Below are 22,673 nucleotides of genomic sequence, written 5' to 3' on the forward strand. Positions count from 1 at the left end.
GGGGCCAGCTCTCCCGTCACCGGGGGCTGGCCCTTTTGCGTGTAGGGCGCGTCACGGCTGACTTGCGGTAGAATCGCCGCACCCCACACAGGTCCGGTGCGCTGCCTTCCGCGCGGCGCCGCCGGTACCGTCTCCCCAAGGAGCATTCATGAAGAAAGTTGTCCTGACCCTCGCGGCCCTGACCCTGCTCACCACCGCTCACGCCCGCACCTGGGCGGAGATCAAGCAGTCCGGGACCATCAAGATCGCCACCGAGGGCGCGTTCCCTCCGTTCAACGTGATGAAGGGCAAGGTCCTGACGGGCTTCGAGGTGGACCTCGCCAACGCCCTGGCCAAGCAGCTGGGCCTGAAGGTCCAGTGGGTCACGCAGCCTTTCGACAACCTGCTGATCGGCCTGGGGCAGGACCGCTACGACTTCGTGATCGCCAGCCACGGCATCACGCCCGAGCGCCAGAAGGCCGTGGACTTCACGAACCCCCACTACTGCACGGGGGGCGCGATCGTCACCAAACCCGGTGGCCCCATGACCGCCGCCGCGCTGAAGGGCAAGACGGTGGCCGTGCAGGTCGGCACCACGTACCTGGAGAACGCCCGCAAGGTGCCCGGCATCAAGGACGTCAAGACGTTCCCCAAGGACACCGACGCGCAGGCCGCCCTCATGGCGGGCCGCGTGGACGCCTGGGTGGGCGACAAGTTCACCGGCCTGGACCTCGTGAAGGCGCAGAAGGGCAAGGTCATGCAGGGTGATCTCCTGTTCAAGGAGCAGATCGCCATGGCCGTGAAGAAGGGCAACTCCAGCCTGCTGAAGGAACTGAACTCCGCTCTGGCCAAGGCACTGAACAGCGGCACCTACGCGAAGCTGAGCAGCCAGTACTTCGGTACGGACGTCCGCTGCAAGTAAGGGACCCGTGAACGCGCCCCGACCGGATTCTGGTCGGGGCGTTCTGCTGCGGCCGTTCTGCTGCGGCGCGGGTCAGGCAGCCTTCCCAGACGGCGGGCGAAGTGTGGCATTATCCATCAAATGCAACCCGGTTCCCCTTCCGTGCCTGCTCCTCTCTGCCGGAGGAGCCCATGACCGCCAAGTCTGTTCCTCCGCGCGCCTCGCAGCCCCTCGGGTTGGGTGCACTGCTGCTGTGGCTGGGTGGCGCAGCGGCCGCGTTCCTGGCGCTGTTCTGGCTGATCACCGTGATCCTGCGCCAGATGCCCGAACCGATCGGCCCCCGCGCCGACCTGTTCGTAGACGGAGCGCGGATGACCCTGCAACTGACCCTGGTGGCGGGCGTGATCGGCCTGATCGTGGGGACCGTGGCGGGCATCCAGAAGACCAGTGCGCTGTGGTGGGTGCGCGCCCCGGCCAGCGTGTTCATCTGGCTGGTGCGCGGCACGCCGCTGCTGGTGCAGATCCTGTTCGTGTACAACGCCCTGCCGCCCATCCTGAAGAGCATCGGCATTGACGTGCAGCTGAACGAGTTCTGGTCGGCCGTGATCGCGCTGGCCCTGAACGTCGGCGCGTACAACGCGGAGGTGATCCGCGCGGGCATCCTGGCGGTGCCGCGTGGGCAGACCGAGGCGGCGCGCAGTCTGGGCCTCAGCGGGCCGAAGACGATGACGACCGTGGTCCTGCCGCAGGCGCTGCGGATCGTGGTGCCGCCGCTGGTGAACAACCTCGTGGCGCTGCTGAAGGACTCCTCGCTGGCCAGCACCATCGCGCTGCTGGAACTGTCCCTGGCGGGCTCGCGCGTCAGCAGTGAGACGTTCATGCCCATCCCGGTGCTGACGACCATCGCGGCCGTTTACCTGGCGCTGACGACCGTGATGACGTTCTTCACGGATCAGCTGGAACGCCGCCTGAAGATCGCCTCGCGCTGAGTGGGGAATACAGGGAGGCGCCCCCGGTGATCGGGTGGCGCCTCTCCCCTGCCTGGGGCCGTCCGGGCATGAGAAGAGGCCGGTGGGCGCGCTGCCCCCGGCCTCCCCTGCTGGCAGTTTTTAAACTTCCAGCGCCTTCTTGTTGATGAAGGGCATCTTGTCGCGCAGTTCCTTCCCAACGACTTCCAGGGTGTGGTCGCGCATCTTGCCGCGCTGCTCCTCCATGAAGGGGAAGCCGGCCTCGGCGTCGGCGATGAAACGCTCGGCGAACTTGCCGGTCTGGATGTCACTCAGGACGCGGCCCATCTCGGCTTTCGTCTCGGCGGTCACGACGCGGGGGCCGGTGACGTAGTCGCCGAACTCGGCGGTGTTGCTGATGCTGTGGCGCATGCCTTCGAAGCCCTTCTCGTAGATCAGGTCGACGATCAGCTTGACCTCGTGCAGGGTCTCGAAGTACGCGATCTCGGGCTGGTACCCGGCTTCCACGAGGGTCTCGAAGCCCGCCTGGATCAAGTGGGTGACGCCGCCGCACAGGACGCTCTGCTCGCCGAACAGGTCGGTCTCGGTCTCTTCCTTGAAGGTGGTTTCGAGCACGCCGGCGCGGGTGCAGCCGATGCCGTTCGCGTACGCCAGGGCGATGTCGCGGGCGTGGCCGGTGGCGTCCTGCTGCACGGCGAAGATGCCGGGCATGCCTGCACCGTCGGCGTAGACGCGGCGCAGCATGTGGCCGGGGCCTTTGGGCGCCACGAGGAACACGTCCACGTCGGTGGGGGGCGTGATGCGGCCGAAGTGCACGTTGAAGCCGTGCCCGAACGCCAGGGCCTTCCCGGCGCTGAGGTGCGGGGCGATGCTCTGCTCGTACGTTTTGGGCTGCTGCTCGTCGGGGATCAGGAGCATGATCACGTCGGCTTCTTTGGTGGCGTCCTCGATGCTGGCGACGCGCAGGCCGGCCTGTTCGGCCTTGGCGCGGCTGGCGCTGCCGTCACGCAGGCCGACGACGACGTTGAAGCCGCTGTCCCGCAGGTTCTGCGCGTGGGCGTGCGCCTGGCTGCCGTAGCCGATGATGGCGATCAGCTTGTTCTCGATGGGGGCGGTGCTCACGTCGCGGTCGTAGTACATTTTTGCAGCCATGTTCGGGATTCTCCTACAGAAAGTGAGTGGGGGCAGGGTGTGGACTAGGCGGGTTCAGGGGGCGTTGATAGTGGATAGTTGATGGTTGATCGGTTTCCTTTCAACTGTCAACTTTCAACCATCGACCTAGAACAGGTTGGGGACGTGGCGGGCGCGTTCCTCGCGCGGCTGGACTTCCAGGGTGGGTTGCAGGGCCTGCGTTTCGCCCTCGTGGTAGACGTGGGCGGGGATGTCGGCGTTGCTGCCTCGGGTCAGGGCGATGCGGCCGGTGCGCATGGTTTCCAGGATGCCGAAGGGGCGCATCTGTTCGATGAACGCGGTGATCTTGCCCTCGTCGCCGGTGACTTCGAAGGTGAGGGCGTGGCGGCCGACGTCCACGATGCGGCTGCGGAAGTCCTCGGCGATCTGGCGGACCTCGACGCGGCTCTCGGGGGTGATGGCGACCTTCACGAGGACCAGTTCGCGGTCCACGTACTTCTCGAGGCTGTGGTCGATGATCTTGATGACGTCGTGGAGTTTCTCCAGCTGGCGGATGGCCTGTTCGACGACGCCGCGGTCGCCGCTGACGACGATGGTCATGCGGGACACGCCGGGGTGTTCGGTGCTGCCCACGCTGAGGCTCTTGATGTTGTAGCCGCGGCGGCCGAACAGGGCGGTGATGCGGGTCAGGACGCGAGGTTCGTCGCGCACCAGGATGGACAGCAGGTGGTCTCGGACTTCGGTCATGCTTCGCTGGCCTCCTCGGCGGCATCCTGCATCTGCGCGGACAGGTCGGGGCTCTTGGCGGGTTCGGTCTCGATCATCTCGAACAGCGCGGCACCGGCGGGGACCATGGGGAACACGCCGTGTTCGTGCGGCACGACGACTTCCAGCAGGGCGCTCTTGGGGTCGCTCAGCCACGCGTCGATTGCGGCGGGGAGTTCCTCGGCGGTGGTGGCGCGGTAGCCGGGCACGTCGTACGCGTCGGCGAGTTTGATGAAGTCGGGGTTGCTGTCGCCCAGCCAGACCTCCGAGTAGCGTTTCTCGTGGAAGAGTTCCTGCCACTGGCGGACCATGCCCAGGAACGAGTTGTTGATGATGCAGATCTTGACGTTGCGGACGTCGTACATCTTCAGCGTGGCGAGTTCCTGCGCGGTCATCTGGAAGCCGCCGTCCCCAGCGATCACGACCGAGCGCACGCCGGGTTCCGCCATGCCCGCACCGATCGCGGCGGGCAGGCCGAAGCCCATGGTGCCCAGCCCGCCGGAGTTGATCCAGCGGCGGGGTTTCTCGAAGCGGGCGAGCTGCGCGGCGAGCATCTGGTGCTGCCCCACGTCGCTGGACAGGATGTCGTCGGGCCGCAGGCGGTCCACGACGGCCTTCACGGCGTACCCGGCGCCGTACGTTTCGGGCGTGACGGTGCGGCCCTTCCATTCCTCGATCTGCGCCTGCCATTCGGGGCGGGCGGTGGGCTCGGCCCCCTGGGTCAGGAGGAGGGCGGCCTGTTTCGCGTCGCCGCGCACGGGCACGTGGGTGCGGATGATCTTGCCGATCTCGGCCGCGTCGAGTTCCACGTGGATGATCGCGGCGTTCGGCGCGAAACCGTTCACGCGGCCCGTGACGCGGTCGTCGAAGCGCAGGCCGATGCCCAGCAGGACGTCCGCCTCGCTGATCGCGCGGTTCGCGGCGACGCTGCCGTGCATGCCGGGCATGCCCAGCCACAGCGGGTCACTGCTGGGAAACGCGCCCAGGCCCATCAGGGTCGTGATGACCGGGATGTCCCAGGCGCGGGCCAGGGCGGTGATCTCGGCGCTGGCGTCCAGGCTGCCGCCGCCCGCCATGATCACGGGCTTCCTCGCGCCGCGCAGCAGCTCCAGGGCACGCTCGATGCTCTCGGGGCTAGGGGCCGGCGCCTCGGGGCGGGCATGCGGGGCGGGAATCTCGCTGTGGAAGGCGGCCAGCTGGATGTCCTTGGGGATATCCACGAGCACGGGGCCGGGGCGGCCCGACCGGGCGATGCGGATCGCTTCGGCCACGATGCGGGGCAGTTCCTCCACGTCCCGCACCACGTAGTTGTGTTTCGTGATGGGCAGCGTGATGCCGGTGATGTCAGCCTCCTGGAAGGCGTCGGTGCCCATCAGGTGCGACGCGACGTTCCCGGTGATCGCCAGCAGCGGCACGCTGTCGAGCATCGCGTCGGCCAGGCCGGTCACGAGGTTCGTGGCGCCGGGGCCACTGGTGGCCATGCACACGCCGATCTCGCCGGTCGCCTTGGCCCATCCTTCGGCGGCGTGCGCGGCGCCCTGCTCGTGGCGGGTCAGGACGTGCCGGACCTCGGGGTAGAAGGTCAGGGCGTCGTACACGGGCATGATCGCCCCGCCGGGGTACCCGAACACGGTGCTGATTCCGTGGTTCGCGAGGGTCGCCCACAGGGCCTTCGCGCCGGTCATGTCGCCCCGATGCGGGGCGTGCTGTTTGCCGTTGTCTGCCATGGTCTCCTCCGTGCCTGCGCTGGTATGAAAAACCCCCACCCGGGTGTGGGTGGGGGTGTGCGGGTAGGTCGTACGCCTAGCCTCGGACTCCCCCGATGCCAAGAAGTACCACCACAATCGCCGCGCTCATGGACCCACCATAGGCCCCGGTCTGAACCGGGTGCAAGGCGCGTCTAGACCGCCGGGCGTTCCGGCGCCGGGAACAAACGGACGTTCGTACGTGCGGAAAGTTGAAAGTCAAAAGTTGATGGTTGATGGAGTTCGATTCCATCAACCATCAACCGTTCAGCATCAACTCCTGGGGCCGGTTTCGTACACCGCCTGCCAGGCCTTGTACACGGTGCTGACCTTGTCAGTACGCACACCCTTGGCGTCCTTGATGGTGCGGGTGATGTAGAGGCTGAACCCGTCGGCAGCCCAGTCGACCTGCCGGACCACGCCGGGACGCAGGGCGGTATTCACCACGTATCTGGGGGCGGGGTGCGGCACGCGCGCCGTGATCACGGCGGGGCTGACGGTCACGGTCCGCTGCGGCTTGACGCCCCAGACCTCGACGGTCAGGGTGCTCTTGGCGTTGTCGTTGTTCGCCTTGATCAGGATGGGGGCGGTCGTGTCGTTCTTCAGTTTCAGGTCCAGGCCCGGGTCGTACACGGCGGCCTCGAACCCCACCTGCGGTTCGTAGTACCCGACGCGGTACGAGTGCTGGTTGCGTTCCACGACCGGCAGTCCCGCCTGGTACAGCGCGCGGAACACGGTCGTGCTGACCTGGCACACGCCGCCGCCCAGGCCGTCCACAGTGCGGCCCCCGCTGATGATCAGGCCGCCCACGAAGCCGTTCGAAGCGTCGATGCCGCCCAGGCTGTTCAGGAAGCTGAAGACCTCGCCGGACGGGACGACCGCGCCGTTGATCTTGGAGGCGGCGTTCGCGACGTTCGTGCGGCGCGCGGCGCTGCTGCCGTAGTACGTGCTCTTCCCGACGGCGATCAGCTGCAACTTGTCAGCGGCCGGGAGTCTGTCGATGGTCAGGGTGGGCTGGTCGGCCTTGCTGGGGAACACGACGGTCTTCACGGCGGGGTCCAGGACCGCCTTGCGGAACTGGGCGTACGCGGCCGCACGGTCCGTGACCAGTCCGGCCTTCTCCTTCGCCTTGACCAGCTTGCCGCCCTGCAGGACGTAGCGGGCGTTCAGCGCCGGCTGGTCGATGGCGTCGGTCAGCCGGCCGAACGCGGCCTTGAGGGTCTTCTCGTCGGGTTCGATGCCGCTGTCACGAACCCAGTACAGGTCCGCGACCTGCAACGCGGTCAGGCCGCCCTTGCGGGTGGTGCCACCGAGCGTGACCGTGAAGGGCCGGGCGATGGCGTTGCCCTGCTCCACGTAAGTTTTGAGGGTCGCGGCCGTGAGTTTCGCTGCCGTGGACTTCACCGTCACGGTCAGCGCGGTGAGGTCCGGGTTGGCGACGTAGGTGTTCACGGCGCCCGTCACGTCGGCGCTCAGGCCGGGAGTGTCGGCCTTCACGGCGTAGCGTTTGCTGACCTTGTCGAAGTACACGCTGGCGTTCTTCGGGGCGGTGTTCAGCCCGGCGGTCAGGCTGGTCAGCGTGGCGCGGGCCTTCGCGCCGTCCACGGCGGCAGTCAGGGGAAGGTCCTGGGTGGGCGCCTGGCCGATCATGCCCTGAAGTTTTTCCAGTACGCCGCGGTCCTGAGTGATCTTCATGGCGGCGTCCACGCTGGTCTGCGCGTCGGCGTGCCAGCCGAGTTTCTCGGCGCTGAGGGTCCAGGTGTTCTTCCCGGCGGTGACAGTGACCTGCGGGGGCGTGGCGGCGCGGCTGCCCACGGCGGCCAGGGCCTGCTCGCGGGTCATGCCGCCCACGTCCGTTCCGGCGATGCGCAGGCCGGGAGCGAGGGTGGTGGTGTTCTGCGTGGCGGCAACCGCCAGCGCTCCCCCCACGAGGAGCGCGACGGTTCCGGCGGTGATTCCTGCGGCCCAGACCTTCATCGGTTGGCAGTGTAAGGAAGTTCACGCGTCCAGGACAGGGGATTGTGCACGTTCGCCAGACAGGTAAGGCTTCATGAAGGGCTGCATTCGGCGGTTGAGGCACTGCGTCCACCCCGACCGGACAGCGGCCGGTCCTGCCGCACCCCGCAGAGCTGGACTCCACTGATCGGGACCGGAAAACCGCCCCCAGCCCGGTGGCAAGAGGCGGCCCTGATGTGCAGACTCCTATTCGGTCTGCTTCTCTTCCTTCTGCGCGGCGGCGAGTTCCGCCTGCCGTTCGGCGCGGGGATTCACGCTGTTCAGCACGCGTTCGAACGCGGCGACCACCGTGTCGATCTGCTCGCGGCTGATCGTGACGGGCGGCAGGAAACGCACGACCAGCGGGGTCGCCTGGAGGGTCAGCACGCCTTCCTCGTGTTCCAGCGCGTGGATGTACGGGGCGCTCTTCTCCTTGAGTTCCACGCCGATCATCAGGCCCATGCCGCGCACCTCGCGGATCTTCGGGCTCTGGATGGCGCGCAGTCGCTCCATGAAGTACGCGCCCTTCTCGCGGGCCTGCTCGGCCATGCCCTCGCGTTTCATGGCGCGGATCGCGGCGACCCCGGCGGCCATCGCCAGGGGGTTCCCGCCGAACGTGCCGCCGTGCCCCCCGGCGGGCATGCGGTCGGCGACGTCGGCGGTCATGACGAACGCGCCGATGGGCACGCCGCCCGCCATGGCCTTCGCGAGGGTCATGCCGTCAGGGATCACGCCGTAATGCTCGGCGGCGAACATCTTCCCGGTGCGGCAGAAGCCGGTCTGGATCTCGTCGAGGATCAGCAGCGCGCCCTTCTCCTGCGTCAGGCGGCGGGCTTCCTGGATGAATTCGGGGCTGGCGGGGCGCACGCCACCCTCGCCCTGCACGGGTTCGAGGATCACGGCGGCCGTCTCGTCGGTGATCGCGGCGCGCAGTTCCTCGATGTTCCCGTACGTCACGAAATCCACGTTGCGGTTGTCCACGGCCTCACCGAAGGGTTCGCGGTACTTGGGTTCCCACGTGAACGCCAGCGCGCCCAGGCTGCGGCCCGAGAAGCCACGCTTCATGCTCACGAAGCGCTTGCGCCCCGTGGCGGTGATCGCGAACTTCTTCGCGGCCTCCATGGCTTCGGTGCCGCTGTTGCACAGGAACACGCGGTCCAGCCCGGCGGGCGTCACGCCGACCAGTTCGGTCAGGAACTCGGCGCGTTTGTCGTTCGGGAGGCTCTGGGGCATGACGAGCAGCCGCTCGGCCTGATCGCGGATGGCCTTCACGACGTCCGGGTGGCAGTGGCCGATGTTCGCCACGCCGTACCCGGCGACGCAGTCGATGTACGAGCGGCCGGTTTCGTCCCAGACGACGCTGCCCTGCCCGCGGGTCATGACGACCTCGTGCTTGCCGACGACGCGGCTGTCGTACTTCAGTTCGGCTTCGAGCCACTTGCTCTGGGTTGAGGTCATGCGGGGGTCCTCCGTGCGGGGTGGGGAATGAACGGGGTGGGTTGAATTCGCCGTGCCGGTGCGCAGGCGGAATGCGACAGTGTAGGCCCTGCGGACAGGGCAGGTGCGCGGGTGTCCAGGGGACACGATCATGGCACACGGCAGGCAAGATGGCGGATTCTCCTGGCAATCGGCAGGAAAACGGGTGCGGAGCTGCGAACCATGGGACACGTTGACGCTGCGACCCTCACATGTCAGAGCTCACCGCCACCGGAACGCGTTTCGCGCGCGGCGGCAGGTTGATCAACCCCAGCCCCGCGAGCACCACGAGCACGCCCAGCACGGACAGCGCCCCGACAGGCTCTCCGGCCAGGGCGGCCCAGCCCAGGCCCCAGACGGGCAGCGCGTACGTGACGGCGGTGACCTGGGTGGGGCTGACGCGGGCCAGCAGGCCGTAGTACAGCAGGTACGCCAGTCCACTGCCGACGATACCCAGGAACGCCACCGCGCCCACGGCGGTCAGGGTGAGCGGCGCGGGCGCCGGGCCGATCAACGCGACGGGCAGCAGCATGACGCTGCTCAGACCCAGTTGCGTGGTGGCCAGACCCACGGGGTTCAGGCCGCCCAGGGTGCGTTTGGCGATGGTGGTGGCGACCGCGTACCCCAGGCTGGCGATCAGCAGGATGATCACGCCGTGCAGTGTGGCGTGCCCGCCGCCCAGGCCTCCGGACACCGTGAGGGCGACGCCGCCCAGGCCCAACAGCACGCCCGCCAGCGTCACGCCGCGCAGGCGGGTGTCGCGCAGGGTCAGGCCGATCAGCAGCGCGAACAGCGGCGTGGTGGCGTTGATGATCGCCGCGATGTTTGAACTGACGGTCTGCTCGCCCCACGCGAAGAACGACCACGGGATCACGTTGTTGAACAGCGCGACCAGCAGCAGCGGTTTCCACAGCCGCGCGGGCGGCAGGCTGTGGCGTCCCAGCCGCAGCGCCCCGATCAGGACCAGCGCGCCGAACACGGACCGGAGCAGCGCCACCCACACGGGCGGGAACACCTCGCCACTCAGGCGGATCAGCAGGAACGACACGCCCCAGAACGCCGAGAGCAGGAACATGTCCAGCGCGTCGCGGCGCGTCACGCGCGGCTCCCGGAGCGGCGGAAGTCCATCGTCCAGTTCGTTTCCCAGCTGACCCCGCCGTCATTGGAGAGGGCCTGTTCCCAGCGGGCCTCGCTGGGGCTCAGCACCTGCCAGGTGAATCGGCAGCGGCAGGGCTGTCCCTTCCACTCGTCCTCGCCGTAGAAGGTGCCCACGCCCGCCGTGAAGGTCCCGGTCATGGGGGGCTGGAACGCTCCGTCGGACGCGCCGATCCACTGGATGGTCCAGCGCTGCGCGGTCCGCTCGAAGGCGCGGACGGTCAGGCCCAGCGGGGTGCCGTCCGGACGGTTGATGTCCTCCACGTTCCCCAGGCCACCCAGTGCGGGGCGGACTCGGGCGACGGTCTGGAATTCCTCCCAGTCCTGCAAACCGACCAGACGGTCGCGCAGGCGACGGTTATGGATGACCCAGTCACCGTGCAGGAAGTCGAAATCGTGTTCACTCATGGGTGGCCTCCGGGTGACTGGGGCGCAGCTGAGCAAGGTGCGCGGGCAGGGCGGGCCAGCCGTCCTCCTGCGCGGCGCATTCCGCCCAGTTCTCCTTGCCGCTCCAGCGTTCGATGCTCAGGGAATAGACGCCGGTGCGGGCCAGATCGGCGTCGGTGATGGGCCGGGTGTGCGCGCCCACGCGCAGCCCAGGAAAGACCCGTTCGCTGAGGGTGGTCAGGGCCGCGCGGGCGTCCTCGCCGTGCAGGACGCGGGCCGTGCCGAACACCATGGCGCTGCGGTACTGCACGCTCAGTTCCAGCGGGGAGTTGCTGGGCAGCAGCGCGCCGGTCTCGGTCACCTCGAAGGTCGCGGGGTGGCCCTGCGCCTCGCCCTGCTCGGTGTTCGCGCGCAGGCGGCCCACGACGTTCGTGTGGTACACGAGGTCGTGCGTTTCGGGCCGGTACGCGAAGGCCAGGGGCGTCACGAACGGCCACACGCGGCCGTCCTCGGACCGGTAGACGGTCGCCACGCGGCCCAGCGGCACGCGCAGCAGCAGCGCCTGGATCCAGGCGTCGTCCCGACGGTTCTGCGGGCGGCGGCTGACGCTCGGGTCGCGCTGCGCGGGGTCGTAGAAGCCGCTCACGGGTTCGCCCGGTCTCGCAGCCCCTGGCCTGTCGGGCGGAATTCCATCTGGCGGGCGGTGCGTTCGGCCAGCGCGCGCGAGTGGAGCCGCTCGACGAGGTGCAGGGTCATGTCGATGCCCGCGCTGATGCCGCCCGACGTGACCACCGCGCCCGAGTCCACCCAGGCGACGTCCGGCACGACCGTCAGCGCCGGGAACTGCGCCTGGAGGTCCGCCTGATCCTCCCAGTGGGTGGTGACGCGCCGCCCGTCCAGCAGTCCCTCAGAGGCGAGCAGGAACGCGCCGGTGCAGATCGAGGCCAGCACCTCCACCCGCGCCGCCTGCGCCTGGACCCACTCACGCACGCGCGGGTCAGCCAGGGGCGCGTCCATCACGCCGCCGGGCACGATCAGCACGTCCAGCGGCGGGTGATCGTCCAGCGTGGCGTGCGGCAGCACCCGGAAGCCCCCGCGCCCGCCCGCCGGGGCACCCGACGCGCCGATCAGGACCGGCTGGAAGGGCGCCGCCTCGCCGTCCCGCCCGGCCAGTCGCGTGGCGACACTCAGGACCTCGAAGGGACCGCCCAGGTCGAGGACCTCGATGCCGTCGAAGATCAGGATGCCGACGGTAAAGGTCATGCCGTCCCCCGGCTCAGCGGCAGGCTGAAGTGGTGCGCGGTGACGTTCATTCCGGCGCGGTGGTACAGGCGGTGGGCCGTAAAGCGCGTCTCCCCCACTCCGGAGTCGAGGTGGAGTTCCGAGCAGCCCAGTTCGTGGGCGCGGCCCTCCAGCCAGTGCAGCAGCGCGCGGGCGTGGCCGCGTCCACGGGCGCCTTGGAGGGTGCTCAGGTCGTCCACGTACAGGGTGCGCCCGGCCCAGAGCAGGTGCATGACGCGGTACCCGGCAACGGCGGCGGCCTCCTCGTGGCCCGGTTCGAAGGCGCCGACCAGCGCGTAACCCTCGGCCTGGGTGGTGCTCAGGAACGCGCGCAGGGCGTCCGGTGTGGCGGTATGTGGTGAGTCGGGCCGCAGGGCGCGCAGGGCCGGGAGGGCCAGATGCGCCTCCGTAGGCGGGATGGGGCGGAGGTCGCGGGGTTCGGTCATGGGCGTAGAGTAGGAGGCATGGTGGCCCCCACGAAAGCTCCACTTCCCGTTCAGACCAGGGGGCCACTGCCCGCCCGTGCGGATGAGCTACCCTTCCCGCTGGACCTGCGCCGCGACCAGACGGAGGCGCTGCACGCGCAGCTGGCCCGGCAGATTCGAGAGGCGGTCCTGTCGGGGCTGCTGCCGGGCGGCACGCCACTGCCCGGATCGCGGACGCTGGCGCGGACGCTGGGGGTCACGCGGGGCGTCGTGGAGACGGCGTACGCAGAACTCCTCGCGGACGGCACGGCGCAATCCCTGGTAGGGCGCGGCACCCGCGTGCGCGACGAGACGCCCGCACCCGCCCAAGACGTTCCGACTGGTGTGGCGGGTGTGCCGGCGTGGCTGCCGGTCACGCCACCACTGCCGGTGGATGGTCCGGGTACGCGGCCGGGGCTGGACTTCCGGGTGGGCGTGACCGGGACGGCCACCCTGGACCTGCGGGCGTGGCGGCAGGCCTGGGCGGACGCCGCCCGCGAGGACGTGCGCGGAGACTACGCCGACCCGGCGGGCGAGCACCGTCTGCGGGCGGCCCTGGCGGCGTTCGTGGGGCGGCAGCGCGGGCTGGGCGCGCAGGCGGAGGACCTTCTGGTGACGGGCGGGACGCTGCACGCCCTGAACCTGATCGTGCGCTCGGTGCTGCCGCCGGGGTCGCGGGTCCTGATGGAGAATCCGGGGTACCGCGCGGCGCGGCAGGTCCTGCTGGACGCCGGGCACGAGGTCGTTCCCGTCCCGGTGGACGCCGACGGCCTGATCGTGAACGCGGACACGCCCGCCGCGCGGCTGGTGTACGTGACGCCCAGCCACCAGTTCCCGCTGGGGGGCCGCATGTGCCTGCCCCGGCGGCTGGCGCTGCTGGAGTGGGCGGCGCGGCACGACGCACTGATCGTCGAGGACGACTACGACGGCGAGTTCCGCTACGGTGCGCCCGCGCTGCCTCCTCTGGCCGCGCTGGCGGCGCAGACGGGCGCGGGGGGGCGGGTGCTGTACCTGGGCACGCTGAGCAAGGTCCTGACGCCCTCGGTGCGGACGGGGTTCGTGGTGGCCGCACCGTCACTGCTCTCGCGGCTGGTGCGGGCGCGGACGCTGCTGGACTTCGGGCCCCCCGTAGCCGTGCAGGCGGCGCTGACACACCTGCTGGGCGGCGGGCACGTGGACCGGCACATCCGCCGCTCGCGCCGCTGGCACGCGCAGGTCCGCGCGGCCCTGACGGAGGCGCTGGACGGGCTGGAGGATGTCGCGCACCTGGGCGGCATCGAGGCGGGACTGCACGTCTGCCTGCACCTCCACCCGGCGATCCCGGCGCGGGACGTGGCCGCCGAACTGGCCGCGCAGGGCGTGCACGTGACCACCCTGGACACGTACACGCAGGGCGAGCCGCCGAACGCGCTGCTGCTGGGGCACGGGGGCCTCAGCGCGGCGCAGGCGGGGGCGGGTGGGCGGGTGATCGCGGGCACCCTGCGAAGGTGTGCAACCCGCGCGGGCCTCGCACCGTAATGTGAAGCATGAGCAAGTCCTTCACCTTCCCGCTGATGGCGGCCCTGCCCGTCCTGCTGGCCTCCTGCGGGAACGACCTCGACCGGTACTCCCGCACCAGCTACAGCAGCTACGAGCAGTGCCTGATCGCCAACCGCGTCCTGATCGACCGGGGCCTGAGCAACCCCTGCGTGTACCGCTCGGGCGGCGGGTACTACGGCCCGTACACGCGGGTCGTGAGCGGCACCACCCGCTACGTCGGGTACGACCGGCTGGGCAAGGTGTCCAGCGCGGGCCTCACCTACGACAGCAAACGCGGCTCGTACGGCAACTTCAAGGCGCCCGTCAGCCGGGGCGGCTTCATGTCCGGCGCCCGCTCGGGCAGCTTCGGCGGCTGACCTCCACTTCACCCACTCGTTCTTTGCGCTCACCTCCCCTGGCGCGCGCCGGAGCCCCCATGCCCAGAGAATTCAGTCTGCCCCTGATGACCGCCGTCCTCCCCGCCCTGATCGCGTCGTGCGCGAACCAGCCCGCGCAGCAGGTGAACCAACCGTACGCGCAGTACGGCGCACTCGGCTCGGCCAGTGCCCCCGCACCGTCCGTTCAGGCTCAGACCGTGCCGGACGGGTGTGAACTCGAACTCGACGGCGAGATCGACTGCGACGACAGCGTCAAGCTGAAGACCGGCAAGAAGAGCACGACCAGCAAGGTGGCCCGGGCGGTTGCGGCGGGCGTCGCGGCCCGCGCGGTCAGCCGCACGACCTCGACCTCGTCCAGCCGTCCGGTCGCGAGCAGCACCTCCACGTCAAGTGTGAACGCCGCATCGAGCGTGTCGCGGGGCGGGTTCACCACCTCGGCCCGCGCGAGCAGCTCGGGCAGCGGGTACGTCGGATGATCCGGCGGACCGTCACCCCCCGCCCGGACTGGGAGGCGCGGCTGCGCGAGGTGGGCTTCACGTGGTTCGCGCCCACGCCCGAACATCCGGTGCCGTACTGGAGCGAGGACGGCTACTACGCCTTCACTCCCGCGCAGATCGAGCACCTGCGCGCGGCCAGTCAGGACCTCACGACTCTGGTGCTGGAGGCCACCGGGCACGCCATCGAGCGTGGGCGGATGGCGGAACTCGGCATCCCTGAGTTCCTGCACAGTTCGGTGCGGGACTCCTGGGAGCAGGACGACCCGACGGTGTACATGCGCCTGGACCTCGCGTATGACGGGCAGGGGGGCGTGAAGCTGCTGGAGGTGAACGCGCAGACGCCCACCAGTCTGCTGGAGGCGGCGGTCAGTCAGTGGCAGTGGCTCGAGGATCAGCGCTCACGGGGTGAACTGCCCGCCGGGGCGACGCAGTGGAACACCATCCACGAGGGTCTGACCGAGCAGTGGGCGCACCTGAAGGCCGCGCAGGGCCTGACCGAGGTGGCGTTCAGCAGCGCCCGCGTCGAGGAGGACGCCGCGACCGTCACGTACCTGCGGGAACTGGCCGAGGCGGCGGGGCTGCGCACGTCGTTCATCTTCACCGAGGACCTGGGCACCAGTCCCACGGAGGCGTACCTGCTGGACACCTGGAGTCTGCCGATCCGGCAGCTGATGTGGCTGTGGCCGTTCGAGTTCGCGTGGGAATCCCGGGATTCAGCGTTCCTGGCGAGCACCGGCACGCGCTTCATCGAGCCGCTGTGGAAGACCGTCACCGGCAGCAAGGGGCTGCTGGCCCTGCTGCACGAACTGAACCCCGGCCACCCGAACCTGCTGCCTGCGACGCTGACGCCCGGCGCGCTGGGGGCGGACGTGGTGCGCAAACCGCTGTTCTCCCGCGAGGGCCAGAACGTGCAGTTGCCCGGTCAGGCCAGCACGCCCGGCGCGTACGCGGACCTGCCCGTGGTGGAACAGGCGTACACGGAACTGCCCACCGCGCAGGCCGCAGACGGCCCGAGGTACCCGGTGCTGGGCGTGTGGATCGCCGGGGACGAGGTGTGCGGCCTGGGCATCCGCGAGGGCCGCTCGCGCGTCACGGATAACCGCGCCACCTTCGCGCCGCACGTGGTGCTGCCCGGATGAGTGTACCCTCGACCTTCCGGGAGAAACTGCACTCGTTCCTCGACCCGAGCGACGGGGCGGGTCCCGCCGAGCGGCTGTTCAACGCGCTGCTCGTCACGCTGATCCTGCTGACCATCGCGGTGACGATCCTGGGCACCGTCCCGGACATCGCGCGGGAGTACGGCCCGGCCATCCGCGCGTTCGATTACGTGTGCGCGGTCGTGTTCGGCCTGGAGTACCTGGGGCGACTGTACGTCACGCCGCTGCGGCCCGGCTTCGACGGCACCCCCCGGTCGTACCTGCGCTACGCGACGTCGCCGCTGCCGCTCATCGACCTGCTGGTCCTGATCTCGCTCATGGTGCCCGCCACGACCGCCCTGGCCAGCCTGCGCGGCCTGCGCCTGTTGAAACTGCTGAGCCTGCTGAAACTGGGCCGCTACTCGGACTCGCTGCAGCTGATCGGGCGGGTCATCCGGCAGAGGACAGGGGAGCTGCTGTCCACGGTGCTGATCGTGCTGGTCCTGGTGTTCATCGCCGCCAGCCTGCTGTATCAGGTGGAGTCCAGCGCGGGCACCAAGGGCTTCGAGAGCATCCCGCAGGCGCTGTGGTGGGCGGTCGTCACCCTGACCACCACCGGGTACGGGGACGTGTACCCCGCCACGCCGCTGGGCAAGGCGGCGGCCGGGCTGATCATGCTGTTCGGGGTGGGCATGGTGGCCCTCCCGGCGGGCATGATCGCCAGCGGGTTCGCCGAGGAACTCTCGCGCCTGCGCCAGCAGGAGACCGCAGTGGCGTGCTGCCCGCACTGCGGCAAGGCACTGGAGTAACCGCGTGACGAAGGGGGGCGACGGCACTCGCACGTCGCCCCCCTTCCGTACCGTGTTTCAGCGGCGGCCCTTGACCAGCCACGCGTGTTCCCCCACCCCGGCGGCCTGGTTCGCGGCGCGGGCCATGACGAACAGCAGGTCCGACAGGCGGTTCAGGTACACCTGCACATGCGCGTTGGCGTCCTCCTCGTGCAGCAGGCGGATCACCTCGCGTTCGGCGCGGCGGGCGACAGTACGGGCGACGTGCAGGCTCGCGGCGACCGGGGTGCCGCCGGGGTGCACGAAGCCCGTGAAGGGCGGCGCGCCTTCCTGGTAGCGGTCGATCATCGCCTCGATGAACGCGGTGTCCTGTTCGTCCATGCGGCTGATCTTCTTCTCGTACGTGGTGCCGCTGCGGGTGGCGAGGTCCGCGCCGACGTCGAACAGGGCGTTCTGGAGGTACTCCAGGTCGGCGTCCATCTCCTGGCTGGGGCCGTGCGCGCGGGTCACGCCGATGGCGCTGTTCAGTTCATCCACGGTGCCGTATGCTTCCACGCGGATGTTCGCCTTGCTGACGCGGTCCGCGCCGTACAGGCCGGTCGTGCCGCCGTCCCCGGTCTTGGTGTAGAGCTTCATGCCCCACAGGGTAGTGGATGGGGAAAGGTTGATGGTCGATGGAAGGAGCGTGCCCCCTCTATCAACCATCAACCTTCACCTCTCGACGGTGTTTACCGTCCGGTGGCTTCGGTCAGTGCCCGCAGGGTGTGGGCGAGGTCGGGGCGGAGGTCGGCGGCGGCGTAACGCCACGTCCAGTTGTGCGGGCCGGTGGTGCCGGGGAGGTTCATGCGGGCCTCGGTGCCGAGGTTCATGAGGTCCTGCAGGGGCACGACGGCCAGTTTGGCGCGGCTCTCGAAGGCCAGTCGGGTCAGCTGCGCCGCGAAGGTCTCCTCGGTGGGGTCGCTGCTGGTGTACACGCGGAAGTTGTGCCGTTCGAGTTCTTCGGCCGCCTTCCACCAGCCGCGGGTGGTGTCGTTGTCGTGCGTGCCGGTGTACACGACCTGATTCTCCCGCAGGTTGTGCGGCAGGAAGTCGTTCACGCTGAAGTCCCCGCCGCCGAACGCGAACTGCAGGACAGCCATGCCGGGGAAGTCGAAGTCGTCGCGGAGTTTCTCCACGTCGGGCGTGATGACGCCCAGGTCCTCCGCGATGATCGGCAGGGTGCCCAGCGCGTCACGGACGGCCTCGAACATCTCGTGTCCCCTGGCGGGCACCCACTGGCCGTGGATGGCGGTCTCGGCGGGGAACGGGATCTCCCAGGAGGCCGCGAAGCCGCGGAAGTGGTCGATGCGGATCACGTCGAACAGTTTCAGGCTGCCCTGGAAGCGTTTGATCCACCACTGGTAGCCGTCCCGGTGCATGACGTCCCAGTTGTACAGGGGGTTGCCCCACAGCTGTCCGGTCTCGCTGAAGTAGTCCGGCGGCACGCCCGCGACGACGGTGGGCTGGCCCTGGTCGTCGAAGTAGAACTGGTCGCGGTTCGCCCAGGCGTCACTGCTGTCCATCGCGACGAAGATCGGGATGTCCCCGATGATCTCGATGCCCTTCTCGGCGGCGTAGCGGCGCAGGACCGTCCACTGGCGGAAGAACAGGAACTGGATGAATTTGACCCGTTCGATCTCTTCCTTCAGGCGGGTGCGGGCGCTGTCGATCACCTGGGGGTGGCGGTCGCGGGTACCGGACTCCCAGGCGTTCCAGGGCAGGCCGCCGTGGGCGTTCTTCAGCGCCATGAACAGCGCGTAGTCGTCCAGCCAGTCGGCTTCCTCGGCTTTGAAGGCGTCGAAGTCGGGTTTGAGGTGCTGGGCGTCCCCGAAGGCGTAGCGGGCGTAGGCGCGTTCGAGCATCTGGTTGCGCCACACGTACTGCTGGCCGAAGTCGACCTTGCCGGGGTTGAATTCGGGCAGGACGTTGAAGTCCTTGTCCTCGAGCAGGCCGTGTTCACGCAGGGCGTTCAGGTCGATCAGGTAGGGGTTCCCGGCGAAGGCGCTGAACGCCTGGTAGGGGCTGTCGCCGTAGCCGGTGGGGCCCAGCGGCATGACCTGCCAGTACTTCTGTCCGGCCAGGGCGAGCCAGTCGACGAACGCGCGGGCGTACTGGCCGAGTTCGCCGATGCCGAACGGGCCGGGGAGGCTGGTGGGGTGCAGCAGGACGCCGCTGGATCGTGGGATGGTCATGGAAGGGAGCCTCCGGTGGAACGGTCGTGGAACGGGTGTGGAAGTGATTCCAGTTAACGCCTCAGATACTACCGCGCCTTCCGCCGGGGGCAAAGTTGCACTCACTTCACGCCGCCAGTCCGGCGGTCTACGCTCCCAACATCGCTGTCTGGGCCGATTCAATCCACCCCGGCGGGCTCCGACAAGAGGCGGGGAGGCCCAGGCGGACATACCCGGGCCTCCCCCCCCAGCGGCGCTTACTGTTCCTGCGCATCCTCACGCTGCGCGGCGGCGGCCAGATCGAAGGCTTTCAGGGTGACCTTCACGTCGCGCTTCTGCCCGTCACGGATGACGGTCAGGGTAACGGTCTCGCCGATCCTGCGGCTGATGATCTGCTGCGGCAGCTGCTCCACGCCCGTGAGGGGCTGGCCGTCCACGGCGGTGATCACGTCGCCGGGCAGGGTGGTGCGCTGACCGGTGGACTCGTCGGTGATGGTCCGGCTGCCTTTCAGGCCGGCGGCGGCGGCCGGGCTGCCCTGGTACACGCGGCCGATCAGGACGCCCTGCTCGGGCAGGTTCGCCTGCTTGCGCTCGGCGGCGCTCAGGCTGGCGACGTCGCTGATCCCCACGCCCAGGCTGGGCGTCTGGATGACGGTGCCCTTCCCGGCCTGCAGTTCCGGCAGGAGTTTCTTGACGGTGTTCACGGGAATCGCGAAGCCCACCCCGGCGCTCTGGCCGATGCCACCGGTGAGGATCTGGGTGTTCACGCCGATGACCTGACCGGCGCTGTTCAGCAGCGGGCCGCCGCTGTTGCCGGGGTTGATGGCGGCGTCGGTCTGGATGACGTTCTGGTTCACGCCCTTCGTGCCGACCGGCACCTGCCGTTCCAGGCTGCTGATGATGCCCTCGGAGACGCTGAAGTCCAGCCCGAACGGGGCGCCCATGGCGATGGCCTTCAGGCCCACGTCCAGCTGGTCGCTGTTGCCGAGCGGCAGCGCCTTGATCTCGCTGCTGGGGACGCCCTCGGCGCGGATCAGGGCGAGGTCGAAGTCAGGGGCGCGGGCGACGACCTTCGCCTTGTAGGTCTTCTTGCTGCCGTGCAGGCGGACCGTGATCTCGCTGGCCCCCTCGACCACGTGATTGTTCGTGATGATGTCTCCCCCACTGGTCACGAAGAAGCCGCTGCCGGTCCCGGTCCGCGCCTGACCCTGACGGTCGTCCGGCAGGCCGAAGTCGAAGGGCAGCTGCTGTTGCAGGCGCTGGCGCAGCTGGGCCTGGGCGCTGCTGGAGTCCTGTTCCGTGACGCTGATGAACACGAGGCCGTCCCGTCGCTCCTTGACGATCTGCACGGTGTTCGCCTCGGATTCCGTGCGGGCCCTGGCGTTGTCGTAGGGCTGCGCGAGGGTCTGCACCATCTGACCGGACGTCGCATCGGCGGTCTGTTCCTGTGCGGCAGTTGCCGTGGCCTGCGGGGCGGCGTTCCGCTCGCGGATGTCGTAGCCGACCAGTCCGCCGAGGACCAGGGAGCCGGTGAGTGCCAGGATGGACAGGGTCTTGTTCATGCGCGCAGTCTGCCCAGGCGGGGTTACACGTCGGTTAAAACGCGGGTGGGGCCGTCTTCAGGAACGGCAGGAGGCGGCCCCCCATCTGGAGAACCGCCCCCTTCTGTACCGTGCCGCGCGGGTTACTGACCCAGCACCTCGATGGCCTTCTTCAGGATGGCGTCGTTCACGACGTCCACGACCGCCTCGCCCTGCTGGGCGCTGCGGGTGGGGCGCTTGACCTCGCCGGTGTAGCTGAACTTGCCGTCCTTGTCGGCGGTGACGGTCACGGGTTTGCCCTCGACGGTCAGCGTGAGTTTCTCGCCGGGTTTCACGCCGCTGCCGCTGAAGTTCACGGGCGTGGTGAAGCGGGTGTCCTTGACTTCCACGTCGGGCGTGACGCCCTTCTTGTGAATCTGGCGGCCCTTGGGGGTCAGCCACTCGTTGCTGACGATGGCGGCCTTCCCGCCGTCGGGCAGGGTGATGGGGGTCTGCGCGACGCCCTTGCCGAAGGTCTGCTCGCCGATGATCTTCGCGCGGCCCGTGTCCTGTAGCGCGCCGGACACGACCTCGCTGGCGCTGGCGCTGTTCTTGTTGACCAGCACGACCAGCTTCCCGGTGTAGTCGGTGGGGCTGTTGGTGGCGCTGCCGAACACCTGCGTGTTCTTCGCGCGGTCGCGCAGGCTGACGATCGGGCCGCTCTGCAGGAACTGGTCGGCGACGTCCACCCCGGCGTTCAGGAGGCCGCCGCCGTTGTCGCGCAGGTCGAGAATCAGTTTCTGCACGTTCTTCTTCTTCATGTCGGCCACAGCGGCGCGGAACTGCTCGCTGGCCTTCTCGTTGTAGAAGGTGTTCAGCGCGATGTACCCCACGTTGCCGGGCAGGACGGTCTGTTCCACGCTGACGATCTGCACGGGCTGGCGTTCCATCTTCACGGTGTACGGTTTGCCGTCACGGGCGAAGGTCACGGTCACCGGGGTGCCCTTCTCGCCGCGCACGAGGCGCACGATCTCGTTCAGTTTGACGCTGCTGACGTCCTTGTCGCCGATCTTCAGGAACACGTCCCCGATCTGCACGCCGGCGGTGGAGGCCGCGCCGGTCTTGAAGACGTTGTCGATCTTGCCGCCCGTGCCGTCGGCGTTCGCCGCGACCAGCGTCACCCCGATCCCGAAGAATTCGCCCTGGAGGTTCGCGGCGTCGATCGCGTTGTCCTCGGGTTCGCTGTAGTAGGTGAATTCGTCCCCCAGGCTGCCCAGCGCGCCGGTGATGGCGCCGCGCAGGACCTTGTCCTGGTCCACCTGGTACAGGTAATAGCGGTTCAGGTCGTTCAGCACCTGGATGAGGCTCCTGCCCTCCTTGCTGCTGCTCAGGTTGACGGGCGTGTAGCCGCCCATCTGGGCGTAGGCGACGGCGGCGGTTGCGGCCAGCGCGGCGCCCACGGCGGTCATGCGTTTCGCGTTCACGCGCTCAGAATAGAGCGGCTCGGTGAAACGAACGTAAGTGCACGTCACGGTCCCGGCGGGGCATCAATGGGCACTCTTTCACGGCAGGGACGCAGGCGTGGGCTATCCTGGGCCGCAAGCATGACCAAGCGCACCCACTTACCGCCTGTTCACCCTGCGGGGGGAGCGGCGTGATCGATTTCAAGCACGTGACCCTGGAGTACCCCGTGACCCGCACCCTCGCCCTGGATGACGTGTCGCTGAACATCGGCAAGGGCGAATTCGTGTACCTCGTCGGGCATTCCGGCGCCGGCAAGAGCAGCTTCATGAATCTGGTGCTGAAGCGGGCGCTGCCCAGCCGCGGCGAGGTCCGCGTGGCGGGCGAGCCGCTCTCCGCGTACCGGGGTAGGCGCACGTCACTGCTGCGCCGCCGCATGGGCACAGTGTTTCAGGACAACCTGCTGCTGCCGCACCTGAACGCCTTCGACAACGTCGCGTTCGCGCTGCGCGTGACGGGCGTGCCGCAGCGCGAGTGGCCGCAGCGGGTCACGGCGGCCCTGCGCACCGTGGGTCTGGAGCACAAGAAATACGCGCTGCCGCTGCAGCTGTCGCTGGGCGAGCAGCAGCGCGTGGCGATCGCGCGGGCCATCGTCGGGAACCCGCCCCTGCTGCTGGCGGACGAACCGACCGGCAACCTCGACCCGGACAACAGCCGCGAGGTGCTGAAGGTCCTGCAGAACGTGAACCTGCGCGGCACGACCGTGATCGTCGCCACGCACGCCAAAGACCTCGTGGAGACGTTCCGGCACCGCACGCTGACGCTCCGGAAGGGCAAACTGGTCCGCGACGACCCGTACGGCGGGTACGCGCTGTGACGCGGCTTCCGTCTGTCTCAT

At 69.0% G+C, this 22,673-nt stretch carries 22 protein-coding genes; 8 read left to right on the plus strand and 14 right to left on the minus strand.

Annotation, left to right across the window (positions count from 1 at the left end):
* Positions 1-148: 148 nt before the first annotated feature.
* Complete coding sequence (locus IEY69_RS05290) at positions 149-901, plus strand: ABC transporter substrate-binding protein (RefSeq protein ID WP_189072043.1); 753 nt, start codon at positions 149-151, stop codon at positions 899-901.
* 170 nt (positions 902-1,071) lie between these two features.
* A complete protein-coding gene (locus IEY69_RS05295) occupies positions 1,072-1,869 on the plus strand; it encodes an amino acid ABC transporter permease (protein WP_189072044.1) in 798 nt (265 codons plus the stop codon).
* A gap of 120 nt (positions 1,870-1,989) precedes the next feature.
* Here the strand turns inward: IEY69_RS05295 and ilvC are convergent, their stop codons facing one another.
* From ilvC to IEY69_RS05345, 10 genes are all read right to left on the minus strand, one after another.
* Positions 1,990-3,000, minus strand: coding sequence for a ketol-acid reductoisomerase (gene ilvC, locus IEY69_RS05300; RefSeq protein ID WP_189072045.1), 1,011 nt, complete (start codon positions 2,998-3,000; stop codon positions 1,990-1,992).
* A gap of 126 nt (positions 3,001-3,126) precedes the next feature.
* On the minus strand, positions 3,127-3,726 hold the full coding sequence (gene ilvN / locus IEY69_RS05305) for an acetolactate synthase small subunit (protein WP_189072046.1): 600 nt from the start codon (positions 3,724-3,726) through the stop codon (positions 3,127-3,129).
* Complete coding sequence (gene ilvB / locus IEY69_RS05310; RefSeq protein WP_373290988.1) at positions 3,723-5,471, minus strand: biosynthetic-type acetolactate synthase large subunit; 1,749 nt, start codon at positions 5,469-5,471, stop codon at positions 3,723-3,725. Before ilvB ends, ilvN begins: the two co-directional genes overlap by 4 nt.
* 291 nt (positions 5,472-5,762) lie before the next feature.
* Positions 5,763-7,466: a VanW family protein gene (locus tag IEY69_RS05315; RefSeq protein ID WP_189072047.1), complete on the minus strand. Its 1,704-nt coding sequence runs from the start codon at positions 7,464-7,466 to the stop codon at positions 5,763-5,765.
* Positions 7,467-7,691: 225 nt separating this feature from the next.
* Positions 7,692-8,942 (minus strand): acetylornithine/succinylornithine family transaminase, encoded by a 1,251-nt coding sequence (locus tag IEY69_RS05320; RefSeq protein WP_189072048.1) that lies wholly within the window; start codon positions 8,940-8,942, stop codon positions 7,692-7,694.
* Positions 8,943-9,168: 226 nt separating this feature from the next.
* Entirely contained in the window at positions 9,169-10,059 is an 891-nt protein-coding gene (locus IEY69_RS05325; RefSeq protein WP_189072049.1) for a DMT family transporter, read from the minus strand.
* Positions 10,056-10,523: a hypothetical protein gene (locus IEY69_RS05330; protein WP_189072050.1), complete on the minus strand. Its 468-nt coding sequence runs from the start codon at positions 10,521-10,523 to the stop codon at positions 10,056-10,058. The genes IEY69_RS05325 and IEY69_RS05330 overlap by 4 nt, the downstream gene beginning before the upstream one ends.
* The gene (locus IEY69_RS05335; protein WP_189072051.1) at positions 10,516-11,148 is read right to left on the minus strand and encodes a pyridoxamine 5'-phosphate oxidase family protein; all 633 of its coding nucleotides are present in this window, start codon (positions 11,146-11,148) and stop codon (positions 10,516-10,518) included. Before IEY69_RS05335 ends, IEY69_RS05330 begins: the two co-directional genes overlap by 8 nt.
* The gene (locus IEY69_RS05340; protein ID WP_189072052.1) at positions 11,145-11,765 is read right to left on the minus strand and encodes a DJ-1/PfpI family protein; all 621 of its coding nucleotides are present in this window, start codon (positions 11,763-11,765) and stop codon (positions 11,145-11,147) included. The genes IEY69_RS05335 and IEY69_RS05340 overlap by 4 nt, the downstream gene beginning before the upstream one ends.
* A complete protein-coding gene (locus IEY69_RS05345) occupies positions 11,762-12,229 on the minus strand; it encodes a GNAT family N-acetyltransferase (RefSeq protein ID WP_189072053.1) in 468 nt (155 codons plus the stop codon). The genes IEY69_RS05340 and IEY69_RS05345 overlap by 4 nt, the downstream gene beginning before the upstream one ends.
* A gap of 18 nt (positions 12,230-12,247) precedes the next feature.
* Between IEY69_RS05345 and pdxR the strand changes: the two genes are divergently transcribed.
* Genes pdxR through IEY69_RS05370 form a run of 5 tightly spaced genes read left to right on the plus strand, consistent with a single transcriptional unit; the run spans position 12,248 to position 16,605 of the window.
* Complete coding sequence (pdxR, locus tag IEY69_RS05350) at positions 12,248-13,765, plus strand: MocR-like pyridoxine biosynthesis transcription factor PdxR (RefSeq protein WP_189072054.1); 1,518 nt, start codon at positions 12,248-12,250, stop codon at positions 13,763-13,765.
* An 8-nt stretch (positions 13,766-13,773) separates the two neighbouring features.
* A complete protein-coding gene (locus tag IEY69_RS05355; protein ID WP_189072055.1) occupies positions 13,774-14,142 on the plus strand; it encodes a hypothetical protein in 369 nt (122 codons plus the stop codon).
* 59 nt (positions 14,143-14,201) lie between these two features.
* Positions 14,202-14,639 (plus strand): hypothetical protein, encoded by a 438-nt coding sequence (locus IEY69_RS05360; RefSeq protein ID WP_189072056.1) that lies wholly within the window; start codon positions 14,202-14,204, stop codon positions 14,637-14,639.
* On the plus strand, positions 14,636-15,799 hold the full coding sequence (locus IEY69_RS05365) for a glutathionylspermidine synthase family protein (protein WP_189072057.1): 1,164 nt from the start codon (positions 14,636-14,638) through the stop codon (positions 15,797-15,799). The genes IEY69_RS05360 and IEY69_RS05365 overlap by 4 nt, the downstream gene beginning before the upstream one ends.
* Positions 15,796-16,605 (plus strand): ion transporter, encoded by an 810-nt coding sequence (locus IEY69_RS05370; protein ID WP_189072058.1) that lies wholly within the window; start codon positions 15,796-15,798, stop codon positions 16,603-16,605. Before IEY69_RS05365 ends, IEY69_RS05370 begins: the two co-directional genes overlap by 4 nt.
* A gap of 57 nt (positions 16,606-16,662) precedes the next feature.
* Here the strand turns inward: IEY69_RS05370 and IEY69_RS05375 are convergent, their stop codons facing one another.
* The 4 genes from IEY69_RS05375 to IEY69_RS05390 form a co-directional block, all read right to left on the minus strand.
* Positions 16,663-17,220: a cob(I)yrinic acid a,c-diamide adenosyltransferase gene (locus IEY69_RS05375; protein WP_189072059.1), complete on the minus strand. Its 558-nt coding sequence runs from the start codon at positions 17,218-17,220 to the stop codon at positions 16,663-16,665.
* A 92-nt stretch (positions 17,221-17,312) separates the two neighbouring features.
* Positions 17,313-18,815, minus strand: a complete 1,503-nt coding sequence (gene malQ, locus IEY69_RS05380) for a 4-alpha-glucanotransferase (protein ID WP_189072060.1) — start codon at positions 18,813-18,815, stop codon at positions 17,313-17,315.
* Positions 18,816-19,051: 236 nt separating this feature from the next.
* Positions 19,052-20,356, minus strand: a complete 1,305-nt coding sequence (locus IEY69_RS05385; protein WP_189072061.1) for a S1C family serine protease — start codon at positions 20,354-20,356, stop codon at positions 19,052-19,054.
* 122 nt (positions 20,357-20,478) lie between these two features.
* Positions 20,479-21,798 carry a S41 family peptidase gene (locus IEY69_RS05390; protein WP_373290989.1) on the minus strand — a complete coding sequence of 440 codons (1,320 nt, stop codon included), beginning with the start codon at positions 21,796-21,798 and terminating at the stop codon, positions 20,479-20,481.
* Positions 21,799-21,968: 170 nt separating this feature from the next.
* Between IEY69_RS05390 and ftsE the strand changes: the two genes are divergently transcribed.
* Positions 21,969-22,652, plus strand: coding sequence for a cell division ATP-binding protein FtsE (gene ftsE, locus IEY69_RS05395; RefSeq protein ID WP_058976591.1), 684 nt, complete (start codon positions 21,969-21,971; stop codon positions 22,650-22,652).
* Positions 22,653-22,673 lie beyond the last annotated feature (21 nt).

It is taken from the genome of Deinococcus sedimenti, from assembly GCF_014648135.1.
In the GTDB taxonomy this organism is placed as follows: domain Bacteria; phylum Deinococcota; class Deinococci; order Deinococcales; family Deinococcaceae; genus Deinococcus; species Deinococcus sedimenti.